We start from the raw sequence: 18,470 nt of genomic DNA on the forward strand, positions 1-18,470 counted from the left end.
CTTCAACTTTTTATTCCAACAATAGTGAACACTACAAGCAACAACCCGATCCCCACCAGTCCCCAATACACATACCTAAAGAAGGCCGATCCGGCCAGCTTCCGGTTGAGATACCTTCCCAAAAAGATAGTAGGCGCCACCACCGGCAGACAGATCAGTAGATCGCTCAGCACCACCCGCCCCACCAGACCCTTCATCGCATAACCCGCAACACCGATCAGGCTCGCCGGCAGGAAATACGCCTGCAACGTCGCCCGGAAATGTTTCGCACTCCACTGCCGCAAATTCCCATATACCACTAGCGGCGGTCCATTCACGCCATACGCTCCACCCAAAACACCCGACAGGAACCCGCACACAAACAGCCAGCCCCGGCTATCGGCCTCGAGCCGGAACACATTCCTGGCCCGGAGCATATAGACACTGTACCCGGCGATTAGCACTCCCAGCACGATCTTCACCCAATATTCGTTGCCATACAATAGGATCAGTAAGCCGAATGGAATGCCGGGTACCGCGTAGACGATCAGCCACTTCGCGCTCTCCAGATGAATATCCCGGTGATCCTGGATCACCACCACAAGCGCCACCAGCACCGAGATCAGCACCGACAAAGGCACCGCCACCTCCAGCGGGATAAAGAGCACAAACAAAGGAACCGCAACAAGCGACTCCCCAAACCCAAAAGTGGACCGGACCAGCGTCGCAACAAAGCTGATAAGGACTATCGCCGTCGTGATCATCGGCCAAAGTTAATAGCCCTGGCCGACAAAAAACTTGAACTGGTTCATGGGTATCAGGCATACCCCCTAAATTTGCACGAAATGCCAAATACCGTTACGATCCCCCGCTCCGCCTTTTCCTTTTTGAAGTCCCTCAAAGCGAATAATAATCGCCCCTGGTTCGAAGCGCACAAAGAAGAATATCTCGGGAACCTCGCCGTCCTGGAAGCCTTCGCCGATGGCCTCCTCGCCGGCCTCAATACCCACGATCGCCTCGAAACCCCCTCCGGCAAAAAAAGCCTCTATCGCATCTATCGCGACGTCCGCTTCTCAAAGGATAAATCTCCCTACAAGATCTATTGGGGCGGTCACTTCACACGGGCCGGCCGCCAACGCCGCGGCGGTTACTACTATCACTTCGAACCGGGCAACAGCCGGATCACCGGCGCTTTCTGGGGACCGTCCGCGCCCGATCTCCGGTTGATCCGCGAAGACATCGCCTTCGACGACCGCCCCCTTCGAAAGATCATCACGGCAAAGAAATTCGTCGATGCCTTCGGAACCCTGCAAGGCGAACAGCTCCAGCGGGTGCCCGCCGGCTTCGATCCCGCCCACCCCGCGGCCGATCTTCTCCGTTATAAACAATACCTGGTGATAAAGACCTTCACCGACAAAGAAGTCCACAGCCCCGACTTCCTGCAACAGGCCACCGAAGCCTTTCACCGCATGCGCCCCTTCCTCGATCACATGAGCATGATCCTCTGTACCGACGCCAACGGCGAGATCGCCGATCAATGAAACAGACACCAAGGGCCTTAAATAGTCCATTGCGATCGACAGGACGATACCCGATCTTTGATGTGAAACAAAAAATAATAATCATGTCAGACACAACAACGGCGCCCGTCGTCACCGAAACGCAATTCCGTAACGGCGTCATGCCCCGCGCCCAACTCTCCCAGGCCGCAAGCGAGATCGCCATCAAAAAAGCCGGCAACCCCGATGTCCGGCAATTCGCCGAATGGGAGCTCATGGAAGCCACGACCGTCATTCAGGTTCTCAGCGACCTCGACACACCCGCTCCGGCGATCACCCCCGAAGCAAAAACCTTCCTCGCACGGCTCGAAGCAATGAGCGAAGCCGAATTCACCGCTGAATACATGCAGGCGGAGCTCTCCAATCATGAATTTCTCCGCGACCTTGCTCAGGATTATATCGACGGCTTCGAAGACCGCGCACCCCTGGACGAACAGGAGATCCGGCACATCGCCGGTCTCGCCCTCTTCGCCTTTACCGAACACGTGGGACTCTGCAAAAAATTAAAGAGCCAACTTTAATAGGTATTCGGGGGGCTAACCACCCCCCTTCAAAAAGACCTTCTCAAATGATCGCCCTGACGATGCTGCTATTCCTCGGCGGCGGCAACAATGTCCCCCCATGTGCCCAATATCGCTCCTTCGCCTCCTCCGGCGATAACCAATGCACCTCCGAAAACCCGCAGTCTTTCAACTCCCGGTCCAACTCCCCGGGCGTGAAATATGTCAGCCACGGCTCACCCGCCGCCGCTACCTTCGCCGCCGAAAAAAGGAACCACGGATTCCAACGCCTCTGCGATGCGGTCAGCACAAACTCACTCCCCTTCGGTAACCCACCCAGCCACCGGAAGATACGGCTCACCGTTTCCCGCTGCAGGTAGATAAGCACCCCAAGACAGGAGACGAACACCGGGCGGCTTCGGTCAAGCCGGCTGCCGGCGAACACCGTAGTAAGCTCGTCCGTCTCCAAATCCACCGGCACAAAAGAACAATAGTCAGGAACAGCAAGGCCGGCCACACGCAGCAGCTCGAGCTTATTCGCCTGGCTGACGGACTCATCGGCTTCGATGATCTGCAGGTCCTTCGCCCACACCGGCCGCCGCCAGGCAAACGTATCGACGCCTGCGCCAAGCAACAGGTACTGACGCACGCCACGGGTATAAGCCTCGTAAAGACAGTCCTCCGCATACCGGCTGCGCAGGACCATATGCGTTCGCATGGCGATGCTGCCGGGCAAAAAGAAATCGCTCTTCCGTTCGAGGATATGCTCGATGGCGGTCTTGTTCAGCAGCTTCAGGATCACCTCGTCGCGCAGCAACAACCCGCTGCCGTCCAGCAGCTGGTGCGCCGCCCGGTAGATGGCCGCGCCAACCGCCGTTGTACTCCCGGTATCCTTATGCATGGATGTCCTGTTGGATGATGACACAAACATCCGAATCGTCCCGCAGCGCGAATTCCCGCAGACCCCAGGGCTGGGTCTTGATCAACGGGGAATTGGGATGCAGCATCCGCGGATTCCTCGCGGTTACCTCGCCATAAAGGGCTTCGATATCATCGACGGCGATTCGTATCTCCGGCCGGTCCTTCAAAGCAAACTCGGCATCCTGTGAAAGTATCAGCGTGACATTATCCCGTTTGATCACATAGAAAGGTTGCGGATCAGGTTCGTAATAACCCACCGAAAAACCAAGGGTATCGATAAAAAGCTGCAGTCCCTGGCGGATATCGGCATAAAAGATCTTGGGAATGACCCGGAGTAGTTGCATAAGACTCATTTTGGTTAATTCCCCAAAATTCGCCCCCACCCGCGATATCTCGCTATACAATTGTAAAGAAACGGACCCCGACCGACAAAAGTTTACCCCCTCCCCCTGATCCTGCTCAGGGAAACCGGCGTGATCCCAAGATACGAGGCGATATATTGCAACGGCACCCGCCGCACGATCTCCGGCTGGTCCCGCACCAGGTTCTCATACCGCTGCCGCGGCGTATCCCGGAGATAGGTAAAGAAATGCCGCATAAACGCCGCCTGCTTGTCGGCAGCGTTCTCGACGATATAAGGATACAGCTCCGCATCCTGCCGCACCACCGCCATGTCCTCCCGGCTCAGCCAACGCAGCTTCACCGGCTCGATCGTCTCGATACTGTAAGGACTCGGGATATTCTTCCGGAAACTCTCGGAACAATACACCACCTCCCCCTCGAAGAAGAACTGGAAACTTATCTCCTTCCCCTCATGAAGGAACCAACACCGCACACACCCCTCGTCGATGATATACATTCTCCGGCAGGTCTCCCCTTCTCTCAACAGCAAATGCCGCGCACCGGCCTCCTCCGTCTTCCACAACGAACGATATTTCTTCCAGCCGGCCCGCCGCGGATCATCTTTGATCATAAGAACGATTTATTTTCTCCTGCATCTCCCGCTTGACGGATTCATCCAGCACATGCCCACCCGACGCAGAAGCCTGGAACAATCCCCGCATCATCCGGTTGATCAACCGGCTCTGCTGCCGGAACAACCGGCACACCGAACATCCTGATAAATGCATCGCCAGCTTCACCCGTTCGGCAAGCGTCAGCCGGCTATGCTGCCCCTTCTCGATGAGGTAGGTAGCCTGGCGGCAATCATATTGTATCTTTTTGATCGGTCCCATGATGTTTTTAAAGTCCCTCCTTTTGAAGACAGGCCCTGAGGTTCAGCTTGGCCCGGTGAATGATGACCCAGAAATTCGCCGGCGACACTTTCAGGTCCCGGCAGATGTCCTCCGTCGCTACATCGTCAAGATGCTTAAGCGAAAATATAGACCGCCACAACGCGGGTAGACGCTGGATGCACCGCTGCAGGATGGCCGCCAGCTCGCGACGCAATGTCGGATCAGCCATCTCCGCCCCAAAGGGCCGGGGAGCAAACTCCTCCTTCCAATGACCGTTGTCAGCCTCGAAGAACTCCAGCTCCGGCCCCTGATCTACGCGCTGCATCAAAAGCCCCGAATTCCTCTTCCGGTATACTTCGATGATCTTATACTTCAGGATCGCCGTCAGCCAGGTTCGCTCGGAACTGGCCCCCCTGAAATCCGCCAATTTCTCCAGCGCCGCCAGGAAGGTCTCCTGCACAAGATCCCGCGCCTGCTCTTCATCTTCCAGCCTGCTCACCGCATAAGAATACAAATAGTCCGCATACCGCCCCACCCATTGCCTCGGGTCAGGCGCGACTGCCGCCGATTGAAATAGCTTTTTTTTCATGCCATACCTTGCTTTCGGAGAAATTCATCCCCGTCCCCGCCTTGAACCACCGGCTGAAATGGGCCGTGCTGGCAAATCCCAGCTCCTCTGCCACTTCCTTTGCCGATTTGTCGGTGAAATAAAGATAGCGCTTTGCCTCCAAAAGGATCCGCCTCCGGATCAGCTCCGAAGGAGAGGGATAGTTGCACAATCCGAATAGATTCGCCAGGGTCTTCGGCGACTTGTTCATGCTCTGCGCATAGAACTGCACCTCGTGCTGGCTCCGGTAATGCACCTCCAACAAGAGGTTGAACTTCCGGATGATATCCATCCGGTCCGATCCCTGCTCGCGATACTCCTCCGCTTGCTGTCTGGCGATCCGGGTGACCTGGATGATCAACCGCTTCAGCACCGTACGAAGCATTTCCCCCTGTATCTTGTCCCGGACCTGCATGTCCTCGATACACTGCGACTTCAGCATCAGCAGGCAGCACCGCTCCTCGGGCGAAGGCTGGATGAAAAAGGGATGCCGGATCCCATAAAAGAGAAATCCGACACATCCTACCTCTGCATCATGATCGACAATACAATAGAAATCCCGGTTGAACTGCCAGGCGATAAGCTTCTCCGGCGCCTCGAATGAAAAGCTTTGGTTCGCCACCAACGGCAACACGGCGCCCGCCGGCATCCGGTAGCTGATTTGATCTATCGTCACCCTTTGCTCCTCCTCCGCGTTGAACACGATCGTATTGACCATTTCCTGGCTGCCATCGAGCAAACCCTTTCCCCGCAGGCCGGGATCGCCGATATGGATACTGAACTTCCCATGGGTGGCTCGGTCCTCATACTGCCATTTCATATGCAATGTTTTTAGTGGGCCACCCAAAAAAGCGCGGGCGCCCACCCCTTGGTAGACGCCCGGCCGATTTCCTTACAAACTATTGTAAGAATACTTTGATAATATTGGGGATCGATGGTAAAGTGGTGAAAGCGTTGGGATTAGGAACAACCGAAATAGGCTGGCTCTCCGTCAGCGGAGTGCCCGCGAGGTTGAACTGGGTCACACCCGCCCCCGGGAATTGATCCACCGCGGTTCCGTCATTGTATAGTTGGAGGGTGGACGACAGGTCGCCGGTCTGCGTCGCGTCTACGCCGTTTCCTGTAGACGCAAAGAACCAATCGTTGGAAAAACCATACATCGTGGCGATCGCCAGCCTATCCCCCTTCAGGACGGAGATTTGCTGCGAGACCTTGCTGCCCGCCTGGCCGTTGATCACCGGCAACAACACCTTCGAGCTCGGATCAGGCAGGATGTACACACTCTTCACGCCTTTCAATCCCTTGAGATAGTTGGCCAGCGTATCGGCCACACCGCGCTGCGCGAGATATTTCAAACCCTGCCCCCGGTCCAGCTCGCCCACTTTATAGATCGGGTTGTCGATCCCGTTATACACCACCACCAGGATCGGCGACAACGGCGTAAAAATGCCGGTGACCGACTGGACATAAGCCCAAAGCTGGGAATTGTCCCCCATTTCCGCAATATTGGTCAGACCATGCGCCGTCGGTTGACCCGAAGTATACAAGGGCGTCGGGGCCAATAAATTACCGCCGACAATATAGGACACAGCCCACACCCCGGGACTCAGCGGGGTCTCGTTTGCCGTCCCGCCCGAGATGTTCTGCAGCGTCAGGGTAAAATTGGAATTCCCGTTGTACTTCAGCGTCGCCTTCACCAACTGCGAGGCCGGCAGGTAGGTATTGCCCTGCGCATCGGTTCCGTTTACCTCGATGATATTCTTGCTGTCCGCCGTCCCGGGATGAGTCACCGTCGGTCCGGGCTTTTGATTCACCCTGGTGCCATTATCCCAAAGCCGTACCTGCGCGGACACATCTCCCTCGATGGGATTGCCCGTGTTGTCATAGACCTGGATGCCTGGATTGGCCGGCGCAAAGAACAGGTCGTTCGACCAGCCGTACATCGTGGCGAAGCTCAGCGCCTCGCCCTTGGCAGCATAAAAGCTGATAGTCGTCGACTGACCCGGCAGGATCAATGCCGGCGATCCGGTTCCCTGGAAGGTCCCCGATTCCACAAGCGGCTGGGACTGAAGGACATTCTCGACCGTCAACGTTTCCACCTGCGGCGCACCGCCGCCGGGATGGCCCTCTTTCTTACAGGCACTCATGACAAAAGGCAGGGCGGCAAGGGCCGGCCACCAACCGATCTTAGCAAAACGATTCATATAGTTCAATTTTGTATGACAAAAATATCCGGGACGGGAGGCGGGGACAATGTCTATACTTCCCGGCCAATTGACGGGATCTCCCGAATTTGCCGCAATCGCCGCCGTGGTCCATGGGACCAGTAAAAGCACTGAAGCCAATAGTTCCACAATACCCGTGCCGATCCGGCCCCAGGGCTCCATCCCCAACGTCGAAAAGATGTATACCGAATCCTCCGCGCCCGAGAAATTGAAGAACAGGGTCTGTAGAAAAATAACAGCAACCAGTACTCGCAATATCCAGAATAGAATGATCTTCTTTTGCATGCTCACTCCTTGTCCTTTAATGCCGGCCAGTTCTGGTCGGCTTTTTGGATCATCGTCGCCCGGTCCTTCGACCAACTCTCCTTCACCTTCAGGTTGTAGTTGAAATAGAGCTTGCCGTCGATCACCGACCAGGTATCTACCTGCGTCGGGGCCTTATGACCCTGCGCGGTCCCATAAGCGCAATACCCGCCATATTGCGGCGCATATTTTTCCGGATCGGCGGTAAAACTTTCAAGGTTCTTCCGGCTGGCAAAACACCAGGTCGCGCCCTGCCACTCATAATGCAGGCTGTCCTGTCCCTTGACGGCCCGGGATTGAGTGAAGAATGCGACCGGATCATAGCCTTTGATGGCCTTGCCATCCGCAATGTAGACAGCCGATTTTTGCGCCTTCGCGCCCATCAGCAGGCCCAACGCCAGGACCGCTGTTGTAATGGTCTTTTTCATGTTCAGTGCTTGTTTTTTTGTTTGATCCAATAATTGACCGCACAAAAATGCACACCGAACGATACCCGGAAAATGCCCGAAGTTCCCGATCCATTACCCCGATTTCCTTTTCTTGCCATATGGCAACCCGCCTCTCCCAACCACGATCTTACTTTGTAGGAAACCGCAATCTATGTCCACCATGCCTGTCTACGTCCCGCTTCTCTTCGGCGCCAGCGTCCTGGCCGCAGTCTTCACCCTCTGGCGCGCAGCTAACCGCTCCCGGGTCCTCCTGATCTTCGCCGCAGCGTGGATCGCCCTGGAATCAGTCATCCCACCGGTCCTTCCCCTGCTGGCCATTCCCCCAATGCTGATCATCATCGCCTTCCTCGCAACAAAAAAAGGCCGGGGCTTCATCCACACCCTGGACCTTCCCACCCTGACCCTGTTGCACACGCTCCGCATCGTCGTCGAGTTCGTGCTTTACCAACTGTACCGCTACCACGCCATTCCCATTCTCATGACCTTCGAAGGCCGCAACCTCGATATCCTGTCCGGCCTTTCGGCCCCACTGGTCTATTATTTCGCGTTCGTTCGTCACCGCATGCCCACACGCTGGCTGATCACCTGGAACCTCGCCTGCATCGTTCTGCTCTTTAATGCCGTGGCCTATGGCGTCCTCACCGCCCCCGGTCCCCTCCAACACCTCTCTTTCGACCATCCCAATATCGCCCTCCGGCATTTTCCATACGTTTTGCTGCCCGGCGTCCTCGTTCCGATCGTCCTCTTTAGTAACGCTGCATCAATTGTTAAGTTGTTGAAAATTAGGGAGATAAATGGGGATAAGTTTTTCGTCGAAAAGCTGGGGTAAACTTTGGATTATTGTTCTTTTAATCTAATTTTAATCTTGTTTAAACCTTTGCGACAACCCCGCAAACCACCGAATGCAAGACCTATTAGACAAAAAAGAGCAATCCTATACCGTTAGAGGAATGATCCTGAGTTTCGTCCTGGGCGCTGCCACTGCTGTGTTCTTTTGGTTCCTTTTCTTCCGGTTATTATAGCCCTTACCGTTGTAAAATATTGAAAGCCAGGTTTATTGATCCAGCATCACGGTGATCGTGCGCCCGTTGAGCCGCTGGTCGATTACAAGTTGACATGCCAATCGCGCGGTCCCTGCACTCTGACCCGCTTTACTAAGCGTCGCCGTTTCATTCCGGTCCATCCCCGTCAATTCCCCAGGATCGCCGTCAACCAACACCCGGCAGGTCCCGCATCGCCCCATCCCCCGGCAATCCCCAAACCCATCGACCCACACCCGGTCGTAGATGAGCGCCATCAGGCTCCGGTATTCACCCGGCCGGGTCACCAACTCATGCACCGAGTCCCCCGCCACCACCCGGAGGTGTATGCGCTCATTTCGGTCTGCCATCAGTATGCCCGTCCCCATTATCGCGCAGTAGCCCCCAGTTTCTCCGCCATCGCCAGAGCCTTTGGAAACAGCAGGTTGTTCTCGAGATGGATGTGAAAATGCAGCGCCTGCTCGAACTCCTTCATCAACCCATAGCAAACGCGGTAGGTCGTACACCCATCCGCAGGGACAGTATAATGATCACTCAACTGCGCCATAGTCCGCAACCGCTCTCCTTCGGTTTCATGCTCCTGCTCCATTGCCCCGATAGGGTTGGCGATCGGTCCAAAAAAAGTCTCCGGAACGCTGTCCGTTTGCACCATCTTCCGGATCGCCGGGAAAAGGATCAGTTCCTCCCGCTTCATATGCTTCGTCAGCTCCCCCGCACTCTCCTCAAAGATCGCCTTGATCCGGTGTAACTCCGCGTGAGCCTCCCCGTGAACCACGGCGATTTTCTCCAAATATCCAAGGATCGGGGGAATCTGCCCGGTCGCCTCGCGATGATATTTCTTCTCGATAAAATCCGCCAGCAGATCCAACGGCCAGGCGCCATAGTCCATAGCCGGCCGGCCCGATAAAGCACCGCCCCAGGCAACGCCGCCACCGAGTAATTCCCGCAGCTCGCCGGCAACCGGCCCCACACGCTCCTCCCCGCAAGCCTCGGCCAGCTTCCGATGTCCGTTGCAACAGAAATCTATCTGATGCCGCTCGAATATGGCCGCCGCCCGCGCATCCCGCGCCACGATCTCGCCAACCGTACATTGCTCTATATTCATTGTGATCCAATTTTCAGGCAAAGATAGGACGAAAATAATAAAAGACAAATTTGTCTTTTATTTAAGCGAACGCCATCCTATTTACCCCGCTTCTTCTCCCGGTATTCCGAAGGAGTAATGGAGAACTTCGACTTAAAGACCGTCGAAAAATAGGCCTGCGAAGAATACCCCACCCGCGAAGCTACCTCCGAAATGGAGTATTGCATATCCGCCAGCAAAAACTTCGCCTTTTGCAATCGCACCGTAGAAATATAATCATTCACATTGTACCCCATCAGGGCCTTTACCTTCCGGTATAGCTGAACCCGTGAAATGCCGATCTCCCGGCAGATATCATCCACCGAAAAATCCTCATTAGGTATATTATTCTCCACGATCGCAATGAACTCATTGACGAACTTCCGCGTCACCTTCGTCGCCATTCCGGGCCGCGCCTCCAACGGCAGCTCGCTGGTATAATGCTCCCGCAACACCGACCGGTTATTCAGCAGGCACTTGATCGTCTCCTCCAGATACTCGAGGTTGAACGGCTTCACAATGAAGGCGTCCGCCCGGTGCTTGATTCCCTTGATCTGGTCCTCGATCGCGCCCTTCGCCGTCAGCAGCACGATCGGGATATGCGAGGTCCGCAGATCCTGCTTCAGCAGCTCGGTTACATGCAGCCCATCTTCCCCCGGCAGGATAATATCGGAAATGATCAGGTCGGGCACAAGGTCGTACGCCTTGGCGATCCCAGTGGCCGCATCCTCGGCCTCATACAGCTCATACTGATTGCCAAGCCGCCGTTTTAAGAACACCCGCAGATCGTCATTGTCTTCGATCACCAGAAGCGAATGCTCCTTATGCCGCGAGGGTAGGGTAGGTTCGTCGGCAAAAGATATCGGCTGGATGTCCGCCGTATAGATACTGATGTCCTCGGTACTGGGCTGCAGCTGAGGTTTCTCCGTAGCCGTCTCTGTCTCCCCCAGGTCCTCCCGTCTCAAAGGCAACGTGACCGTAAACGTAGACCCCTTCCACTTGGCGCTCTGAATAGTGATCGTCCCGCGATGGAGATGGATCATCTCCTGGGTCAGCGACAGCCCCAGCCCCGTTCCCTTGAAGGCCTTTTTGTTCCCCTGGTAGAAGAGATCGAACGCGTGATCGGCCTCCTCCGGCGTCATCCCCACCCCGGAATCCTGCACGGCAATCACCAGCCTCTCCCGAACGCCGTCCACCGTCAGCGAAACATGGATGGTGCCGTTCTCATTGGTAAACTTAAAAGCATTGGAAAGCAAATTGAACAGCACCTTGTCGAGGATATTCACATCGAACCAGAGCCGCAGATCCCTCGCCTGGCTGACAATACTGAAGCCAATGGACTTCCGCCGGGCGATCTCGTGGAAGCTGCCCGCGATCTCCGTCACGAAATCCGTAATATTATTCTCCGAAACGACCAGCCTCATCTTGTTCTCCTCGATCTTCCGGAAATCCATCAGCTGGTTGATCAGCCGCATCAGCCGCATGGCGTTCTTCTGCACCAGCTGGAGGTTGTGCTTTACCGTAAAATGCAGCTTCGGCGACGCCAACACGTCCTCCAGCGGCCCCAGGATCAGCGTCAGCGGCGTCCGGAACTCATGGGAGATATTCGTGAAGAAATTGAACTTCGCATCCGTCGCCTCCTTGGCCTTCGCCGTCATCTCGATCAACTGGTTCCGCTGCAATAAGATCTCCTCATTCTGACCCGCCAGCCGCCGGTTGATCCGCCGGTTGTTCCGCAACGCAAAAAACGCGATGCCCCCCAATATCCCGACAAGCACCAGTGCCGTGATCGCGATATACAGCAGGTTCCGCTGGTTATGATAGATGCGCTGCTGCTCCTGCAACAACGCATATTGCTTCTCGATATCATGCGTCTGGTCGTTGATGCGATCGGTCTGCTGCTTCATCACCCGCACATTCGTGCTGTCGATCACCACCGTCGGCATGATGGTCTCCTTATGAAAAGGCTGCTTCTCGAGAATGGCAAAGGCAGTTTTTATCGCCTCCTCCCCGCCGGTAGGCGTAAGGAAGGTCGCTTGCAGGATATGATCCGCAACCAGCTGAATGCCTCCACCCGGCCCCGAAAGCCCGTCGATCCCAAAGAACCGCGCCGATCGCTCCATCCCCATACTCTTATAAACTTCAAAAGCGCCGAGCGCCATAGGGTCGTTCTGCGAAAACACGACGTCATCCGGCGCCAGCCGGTCCCTTATCTTCAAAAAAGCGGCAGTCGACTTGTCCTGCAGCCAGTCGCCATACACCCTCGCCTTGATATGCATCATCGGCCTCAACCGCACCCGGTCCTCAAACCCCCGCTGCCGCTCCGCCGAAGGGGTAGACCCCTGCAGCCCGATGGCTTCAATAATATTGGCGGTGTCATGGACACAATTCGCCAGGTAGTCGGCCGCCATCCGCCCCAGCTCATAATTATTGATGCCGATAAAGCTCGTATAAAGATCCGACGCCGTCCGGCGATCGATCACAACCACCGGGATCCCCCGGTTGTACGCCTCCTCCACCACCGAAGTCAGCGGCTTGGCCTCGTTCGGCGAGACCAGCAGGATGTCGATGTTCTGATTCAGCAGGTCCTTGATCTGGCGCACCTGCAATTCACTGTTGTCATTGGCGCTCCGGTAGATCAACTCGGTTCCCGGATGCAGCGATAGCTCCCGCGCCATCGCCTCCCGCGTCGCCCGCTTCCAATTCTCAGTCCCCGTACATTGCGCAAAACCGATCCGGTAATGTTTTTCCTCCCGCCCCCCAGAACAAGCCGACAAAAAAAGAATGCAACCGATGTAAACAACAACAGGAAGTAGAAGACGATAAATGTTATACCGATACGTAGCAGTTAGCAAGGCAATCATACGGATAAAATTGACGATTTCGGGCAAAACACGGTTTCAAACGCGTATCAATCTTTTTCGAAAACCGAAGATTGAAGTGGATATTGAGGGCAAAGGGTAACAAAACCAAAAAATGCTGACGCAGGATTGTAAAGAGGAATAATGGTTCCGGATAAATTTACGACAATAAACGATTAATTGCCAATACAGTGATTGCTTTTTTCACTACATCATCCATTTCCGCAAAAAGTTGAAATGATTTTGGAAAGGCGCCAAACCCCGACCACCTATTTTGCCCCCGGAAAACAACTTGCTATATGAGAGGAAAAACAGTTCTTGCCTGGAGTCTCGTCATCGCGTTGGGTGGTTTCTTGTTCGGTTTCGATACAGCCGTCATCTCGGGCGCAGAACAATCCATTCAATCTTATTGGAGTCTTTCGGCCCTGCAACACGGCCTGACCGTATCCATCGCACTCATCGGTACAGTCATCGGCGCTCTCACCGGCGCCATCCCTTCAGATCGCTTCGGTAGAAAGCGTACTTTGTACATAATAGCATTCCTCTATTTATTGTCATCACTCGGCACCTCGCTCTCCACCAGCTGGCCGGCCTTCCTCTTCTTTCGCTTCATGGGCGGCATCGGGGTCGGCGCTTCCTCCGTAACATCGCCGATCTACATCTCCGAGATCGCCCCCGCAGGCCGCCGCGGAAAACTGGTCGGCCTCTTCCAGTTCAACGTGGTCTTCGGCATCGTCGTATCTTACCTCTCGAATTACCTCATCGGTCAATCCGGCGAACACAGCTGGCGCCTCATGCTGGGCATCCAGGCGATCCCCTCCGCCCTCTTCCTCCTTCTGCTCCGCTGGGTGCCGGAAAGCCCCCGCTGGCTCGTCCTCCACAAAGGCCAGGTCGAAGAAGCAAAAAAGATACTACTGCAGATCGACCCGCTGAACGGCGGCCAGGTCCTGCAAGACATCCGGCAAGCCATCGCCAACGACAAAAACCTGCCCTCCTCCGAAGCGCTCTTCACCCGCCGCTATCGGACACCCGTGATGCTCGCAGTCCTCTTTGCGGTCTTCAACCAGGTCTCAGGCATCAACGCGATCATTTATTATAGTCCCCGCATCTTCGAAATGACCGGCCTGGGCAAAAGTTCCTCCCTGCTCTCCACCGCCGGCATCGGTCTCGTCAACTTTTGCTTCACCCTCCTGGCCATGAATTTCATCGATCGCGTCGGCCGCCGCACCCTCATGCTGATCGGCAGCTTCGGCCTCATCATCACCCTCGCCATGGTGGCCTGGTCATTCTATGCCACCTCCCTCAGCGGCTGGATGGTGCCGGTCTTCCTGTTCATCTATATCGCCTTCTTCGCCTTCTCCCAGGGCGCCGTCATCTGGGTCTTCATCTCGGAGATCTTCCCCAACCCCGTCCGGGCCAAAGGGCAAACACTCGGCAGCGCCACCCACTGGGTCATGGCGGCGATCATCGCCTTTTCCTTCCCCTATCTCGCCGAAAAGGCCGGCGGGGGTAACACCTTCCTGTTCTTTAGCGTGATGATGTGCATCCAGCTCCTCTTCGTCTGGAAGCTCATGCCCGAAACAAAAGGAAGGTCCCTCGAACAAATCGAATACTCATTAACATGAACTACCCCGTCGTCTGCTTTGGAGAGATCCTCTGGGACATCTTACCCGACAACGTCGTCCCCGGCGGTGCACCGATGAACGTCGCTTACCACCTCCGGAAGCTCGGTATCCGCCCCGCGCTGATCACCCGCGTCGGTCTCGACAACTATGGCAAACGCCTGATCCAGCTGATGGAAAAACAAGACATCCCCATCGACTTCTTCCAGATGGACTTCGAGCTGGACACCGGCAAAGTGACGACGATGCCCGGCGATGGCGAAGATATCCACTATGACATCGTCAAACCCGTCGCCTGGGACAATATCCAATGGGACGACCAGTTCACCCCCCTGCTCCAACAGTGCCGCTATTTTATCTTCGGCAGCCTCAGTACCCGCACGGTGAACAACCGTGACCTCCTGTTCCGCCTCCAGGACCTCGCCGGCTACCGCGTCCTGGATATCAATCTCCGTCCCCCGCACTACAACCGCTGTATCCTCGAACGCCTCCTGGCCCACACCGAACTCCTCAAGCTCAACCTCGGCGAGCTGGAAATGCTGACCGGATGGTTCTCCGGTTATCGATCGGAACGGGACCGCATCAAAGCGATCCAGGACCGGTTCCACATCCCGACCGTCGTCGTTACAAAAGGCAGCCACGGCTCGGTGATGACCACCGAAGGAGAATTCTATGAACATCCCGGCTTTCGGGTCGATCTGGCAGATACTGTCGGCAGCGGCGACGCTTTCCTCGCCGGCTTGCTCTTCCAGCTGGCCAACAACACCCCGCCGGACAAGGCCATCGAATTCGCCAGCGCCATGGGCGCACTCATCGCCAGCTACAGCGGCCCCTGCCCCGAATACCGGGTGGAAGAAGTCCAGAAATTAATTGCGCATTAAAATACAAACACTCAACGATTATGAGAAAAGTACAGATTGTTTTGCCATTGCTGCTCCTAAGCCTGCTGGCTTTCGCTCAGCAAAAGGTCATTACCGGGACCGTGGTGAAGAGCACCACGAAAGAACCCCTCGAAGGGGTTACCGTCCATGCCGGGGCAAAGTCGGTGATGACGGATGCAGCCGGCCACTTCTCCATCCCCGCCTCCCCGGGTGAGACGATCACCCTGAGCTACGTAGGCATGAACAACCTGCAGGTGAAGGTTACGCCGGCCACCACCGAGCTCAGCCTCGCGATGATCGAAGGGATCAACGACCTTAACCAGGTCGTCGTCACCGGTTATAAATCGGAGAAAAAAGTCGACCTCACCGGCGCCGTCTCCGTGGTCAATCTGGCCGCCATAAAAGACGTCCCCACCACCAGCCCCATGCTGGCGCTGCAAGGCCAGGTCCCCGGTCTCTATATCGCCGCCGACGGCTCACCCACCGGCAGCAACGGCAACCCACCCACGATCCTGGTCCGCGGGGTAAATACCCTCGGAAACACCAATCCGCTCTATATCATCGATGGAGTGCCTACCACCCGCTACGAGGACTTCGCCAACCTCAACTCGGCGACCATCGCCTCCATCCAGGTGCTCAAAGACGCCTCGGCCTCCTCGATCTACGGTTCCCGCGCCTCCAATGGGGTGATCATCGTCACGACAAAGGATGGCAGCACTGCCGGGGATAAGTTGCACGTCTCCCTCAACTCCAACGCTACCTGGCAAACCGAACGCCCCTGGCAGGAAAAAGTGCTCAACTCCGAAGACCGCGGTAAAGCGCTCTGGCGAGCCGCCGTAAACGATGGCACCGATCCGAATAATCTCGTCAATCAGATCTACACCTTCGACTGGAACAACGACTACACAAACCCCGTCCTCAATAAGGTCAACATCGCTCCCTTCGTCGGCGGTAGCCAGCTGGAACCGGTCGGCAACACCAACTGGCAGAATGAACTGTATAAAACGGCGCTGATCACACAAAACGACATCGGCATCGCCGCGGGCAACTCCCGCAACGGGGTCTCCATGGACTTCGGGTATCTTAACAACGACGGCCTGCTCCAATATACGTACTACCGCCGCTACAATGCCCGCATCAACTCGCACGTCAGCGGGTTCAACAACCGCCTGAAGATCGGCGAGAACTTCCAACTCTCCCGCACCACACAGGTCGGTTCGGCAACAGATGTCGGCGGCGCATGGTCGCCCACCCTGGCGCTCATCCTCGCCCCCACCATCCCCCTGCGCAAGACGGATGGTACCTACGGCGGCCCCATCGGCCCCGGCTATACGGACCGCAATAACCCGGTCGATGTTCAATATCTCAACCGCTGGAATACCAACAACCGGCTCCAGCTCTACGGCAACCTCTACGCCGAACTGGAGGTCATCAAAAAGCTCGTGCTCCGCACCAGCTTCGGCTTCGACTACGACGACGAACCCAGCCGGAAGATCTCCCTCATCGGTAACGAAGGCCCCGTTCAATCCTTCAACAGTCTCACGCTCACGCAGGCCAAGGAATTCACCTTCACCTGGACGAACACCGCCAACTACAACCTCGAGATCGGCGAGCATCGCCTAAATATCCTCGGCGGCATAGAATCGGTTCACGACGACTACCAGGTCTTCAACGGCAGCGTTACCAACTTCGCACTCCAGGATCTCGATTACTTCCAGCTCGGCTCCGGCTCCGGCACCCAGACGACCACCGGCAGCGCCACCGGCTACCGCCTGCTCTCCCAGTTCGGCAAGCTCTTCTACGGCTACGCCGACCGCTACCTGGCTTCCTTTACCCTCCGCCGCGATGGCTCCTCCCGGTTCGGAACAAACAACCCCTACGGCTATTTCCCCGCCGGCACCATCGGCTGGCGCATCAACAACGAGGACTTCTTCCGGAATGTCCATTGGGTGTCCAACCTGAAGCTCCGCGGCGGCTACGGCATCGTCGGCAACCAGGCGATCGGTAACCTCTCTGCCTACACGCTCTTCCAATCCAACTACGGTACCAGCAACCCCGCTTATCCGGCATGGCTCAACACCGGCACCGCCTATGACCTCAACGGGACCAACACCGGCACCCTTCCCTCGGGATTCGTTCAGACACAGCTCGGCAACCCTAACCTAAAATGGGAACAGACAAAGGAAACGAATATCGGGATCGACTTCGGGTTCATGAACGAATCCCTCACCGGCAGCTTCGACTGGTTCAACCGCAACACAAGCAACATCCTCATCCAGCCGCCCATCGCCGCCGCCGTGGGCGAAGGCCAGCAACAATGGCTCAACGGCGCCAGCATCAATAATAAGGGTTGGGAATTCGTCCTCAGTTACCAGAATACCACCGCCGGAAAATTTCACTACACCGTCACCGGCAACCTCAGCCATTTCTCAAACGTGATCACCCAGCTGCCGGAAGACGTCCGCTCGGCCTACCCGGGCGACCCCAACCATAGTATCATCGGTCACTCCCAGTACTCGGTCTTCGGTTACAAAGCCAACGGCATCTTCCAGAACGCGCAGGAAGTGTCCTCCCACGCAAGCCAGCCCGGCGCCGCCCCCGGCCGCATCCGCTACGATGACCTCGACGGCAACGGCAAGGTCGACGTTCTCGACCAGACCTGGCTCGGCACCACGCTGCCAAAACTCCTCTTCGGCATCCGATTCTCGGCCGATTATAAGAATTTCGACGTTTCCCTCTTCGGCAGCGGAGTCGCTTCCGTGACCGTTTATGACCCGGCAAAAGGCTTCAACACGACCATCGCCCCGAACACTAACGCCGGACCGGGAGTCTTCAGCGCCTGGACGCCACAGAACACAAAAGCGTCCATACCCGCGCTGACGGTGCTCAACCTCAACAACGAAGGCCGGACCTCCAATTACTATTTCGTCAACGGCAGCTTCTTCAAACTCCGCAACGCGATGCTCGGCTATACCCTGCCGAAAACGGTGGCGGCAAAAGCCGCCCTGCAAAGCCTGCGGTTGTATGTCTCCGGACAAAACCTCTTCGCCATCAAATCGGGCAAGCTGACCAGCAAAGACCCGGAACGCACCAACTTCAACTCCTGGCCCGTACCCACCTCGGTGACCGTCGGGATCAACGCAAATTTCTAACACCTTAAAAAAG

Annotated in this window: 18 protein-coding genes; 6 read left to right on the top strand and 12 right to left on the bottom strand. The window is 56.2% G+C overall.

Features of this window, described 5'->3' with window-relative positions:
• Nucleotides 1-2 precede the first annotated feature (2 nt).
• Nucleotides 3-743 carry a sulfite exporter TauE/SafE family protein gene (locus VHE34_RS02515; protein ID WP_325584235.1) on the bottom strand — a complete coding sequence of 247 codons (741 nt, stop codon included), beginning with the start codon at nt 741-743 and terminating at the stop codon, nt 3-5.
• A gap of 81 nt (nt 744-824) precedes the next feature.
• Between VHE34_RS02515 and VHE34_RS02520 the strand changes: the two genes are divergently transcribed.
• Together VHE34_RS02520 and VHE34_RS02525 are read left to right on the top strand one after the other, a co-directional pair.
• Nucleotides 825-1,520 carry a DUF2461 domain-containing protein gene (locus tag VHE34_RS02520; RefSeq protein ID WP_325584237.1) on the top strand — a complete coding sequence of 232 codons (696 nt, stop codon included), beginning with the start codon at nt 825-827 and terminating at the stop codon, nt 1,518-1,520.
• An 83-nt stretch (nt 1,521-1,603) separates the two neighbouring features.
• The gene (locus VHE34_RS02525) at nt 1,604-2,059 is read left to right on the top strand and encodes a DUF4142 domain-containing protein (RefSeq protein WP_325584239.1); all 456 of its coding nucleotides are present in this window, start codon (nt 1,604-1,606) and stop codon (nt 2,057-2,059) included.
• A gap of 43 nt (nt 2,060-2,102) precedes the next feature.
• Here VHE34_RS02525 and VHE34_RS02530 read toward each other — a convergent pair whose 3' ends face one another.
• The 8 genes from VHE34_RS02530 to VHE34_RS02565 all read right to left on the bottom strand — a co-directional run bounded on the left by VHE34_RS02530 (nt 2,103) and on the right by VHE34_RS02565 (nt 7,757).
• On the bottom strand, nt 2,103-2,939 hold the full coding sequence (locus VHE34_RS02530) for a class I SAM-dependent methyltransferase (protein ID WP_325584241.1): 837 nt from the start codon (nt 2,937-2,939) through the stop codon (nt 2,103-2,105).
• Nucleotides 2,932-3,303 carry a hypothetical protein gene (locus VHE34_RS02535; protein ID WP_325584243.1) on the bottom strand — a complete coding sequence of 124 codons (372 nt, stop codon included), beginning with the start codon at nt 3,301-3,303 and terminating at the stop codon, nt 2,932-2,934. Before VHE34_RS02535 ends, VHE34_RS02530 begins: the two co-directional genes overlap by 8 nt.
• 92 nt (nt 3,304-3,395) lie before the next feature.
• Nucleotides 3,396-3,932, bottom strand: coding sequence for a Crp/Fnr family transcriptional regulator (locus tag VHE34_RS02540; protein ID WP_325584245.1), 537 nt, complete (start codon nt 3,930-3,932; stop codon nt 3,396-3,398).
• A complete protein-coding gene (locus VHE34_RS02545) occupies nt 3,919-4,194 on the bottom strand; it encodes a hypothetical protein (RefSeq protein ID WP_325584247.1) in 276 nt (91 codons plus the stop codon). Before VHE34_RS02545 ends, VHE34_RS02540 begins: the two co-directional genes overlap by 14 nt.
• A gap of 7 nt (nt 4,195-4,201) precedes the next feature.
• Nucleotides 4,202-4,783: a sigma-70 family RNA polymerase sigma factor gene (locus VHE34_RS02550; protein WP_325584249.1), complete on the bottom strand. Its 582-nt coding sequence runs from the start codon at nt 4,781-4,783 to the stop codon at nt 4,202-4,204.
• Nucleotides 4,743-5,621, bottom strand: coding sequence for a helix-turn-helix domain-containing protein (locus VHE34_RS02555; protein ID WP_325584251.1), 879 nt, complete (start codon nt 5,619-5,621; stop codon nt 4,743-4,745). Before VHE34_RS02555 ends, VHE34_RS02550 begins: the two co-directional genes overlap by 41 nt.
• A gap of 79 nt (nt 5,622-5,700) precedes the next feature.
• Entirely contained in the window at nt 5,701-7,311 is a 1,611-nt protein-coding gene (locus VHE34_RS02560; protein WP_325584253.1) for a spondin domain-containing protein, read from the bottom strand.
• A 2-nt stretch (nt 7,312-7,313) separates the two neighbouring features.
• Complete coding sequence (locus VHE34_RS02565) at nt 7,314-7,757, bottom strand: YHS domain-containing (seleno)protein (protein WP_325584255.1); 444 nt, start codon at nt 7,755-7,757, stop codon at nt 7,314-7,316.
• 172 nt (nt 7,758-7,929) lie between these two features.
• Between VHE34_RS02565 and VHE34_RS02570 the strand changes: the two genes are divergently transcribed.
• Nucleotides 7,930-8,607, top strand: a complete 678-nt coding sequence (locus VHE34_RS02570; RefSeq protein ID WP_325584257.1) for a hypothetical protein — start codon at nt 7,930-7,932, stop codon at nt 8,605-8,607.
• Between the two features lie 225 nt (nt 8,608-8,832).
• On the opposite strand, the gene VHE34_RS02575 is transcribed toward VHE34_RS02570, so the two are convergent.
• The 3 genes from VHE34_RS02575 to VHE34_RS02585 all read right to left on the bottom strand — a co-directional run bounded on the left by VHE34_RS02575 (nt 8,833) and on the right by VHE34_RS02585 (nt 12,805).
• Complete coding sequence (locus VHE34_RS02575; RefSeq protein ID WP_325584259.1) at nt 8,833-9,168, bottom strand: 2Fe-2S iron-sulfur cluster-binding protein; 336 nt, start codon at nt 9,166-9,168, stop codon at nt 8,833-8,835.
• Nucleotides 9,169-9,185: 17 nt separating this feature from the next.
• A complete protein-coding gene (locus VHE34_RS02580) occupies nt 9,186-9,923 on the bottom strand; it encodes a DUF542 domain-containing protein (protein WP_325584261.1) in 738 nt (245 codons plus the stop codon).
• Between the two features lie 77 nt (nt 9,924-10,000).
• A complete protein-coding gene (locus tag VHE34_RS02585; protein WP_325584263.1) occupies nt 10,001-12,805 on the bottom strand; it encodes a hybrid sensor histidine kinase/response regulator transcription factor in 2,805 nt (934 codons plus the stop codon).
• 296 nt (nt 12,806-13,101) lie between these two features.
• On the opposite strand from VHE34_RS02585, the gene VHE34_RS02590 reads away from it, so the two are divergent.
• The 3 genes from VHE34_RS02590 to VHE34_RS02600 are packed head-to-tail and all read left to right on the top strand — an operon-like array spanning nt 13,102 to nt 18,457.
• On the top strand, nt 13,102-14,427 hold the full coding sequence (locus VHE34_RS02590) for a sugar porter family MFS transporter (protein WP_325584265.1): 1,326 nt from the start codon (nt 13,102-13,104) through the stop codon (nt 14,425-14,427).
• Nucleotides 14,424-15,305 carry a carbohydrate kinase gene (locus tag VHE34_RS02595; RefSeq protein ID WP_325584267.1) on the top strand — a complete coding sequence of 294 codons (882 nt, stop codon included), beginning with the start codon at nt 14,424-14,426 and terminating at the stop codon, nt 15,303-15,305. Before VHE34_RS02590 ends, VHE34_RS02595 begins: the two co-directional genes overlap by 4 nt.
• A gap of 20 nt (nt 15,306-15,325) precedes the next feature.
• Nucleotides 15,326-18,457, top strand: coding sequence for a TonB-dependent receptor (locus VHE34_RS02600; RefSeq protein ID WP_325584269.1), 3,132 nt, complete (start codon nt 15,326-15,328; stop codon nt 18,455-18,457).
• The last annotated feature ends 13 nt before the right edge of the window (nt 18,458-18,470 follow it).

This window comes from Puia sp., from assembly GCF_035546395.1.
GTDB lineage: Bacteria > Bacteroidota > Bacteroidia > Chitinophagales > Chitinophagaceae > Puia.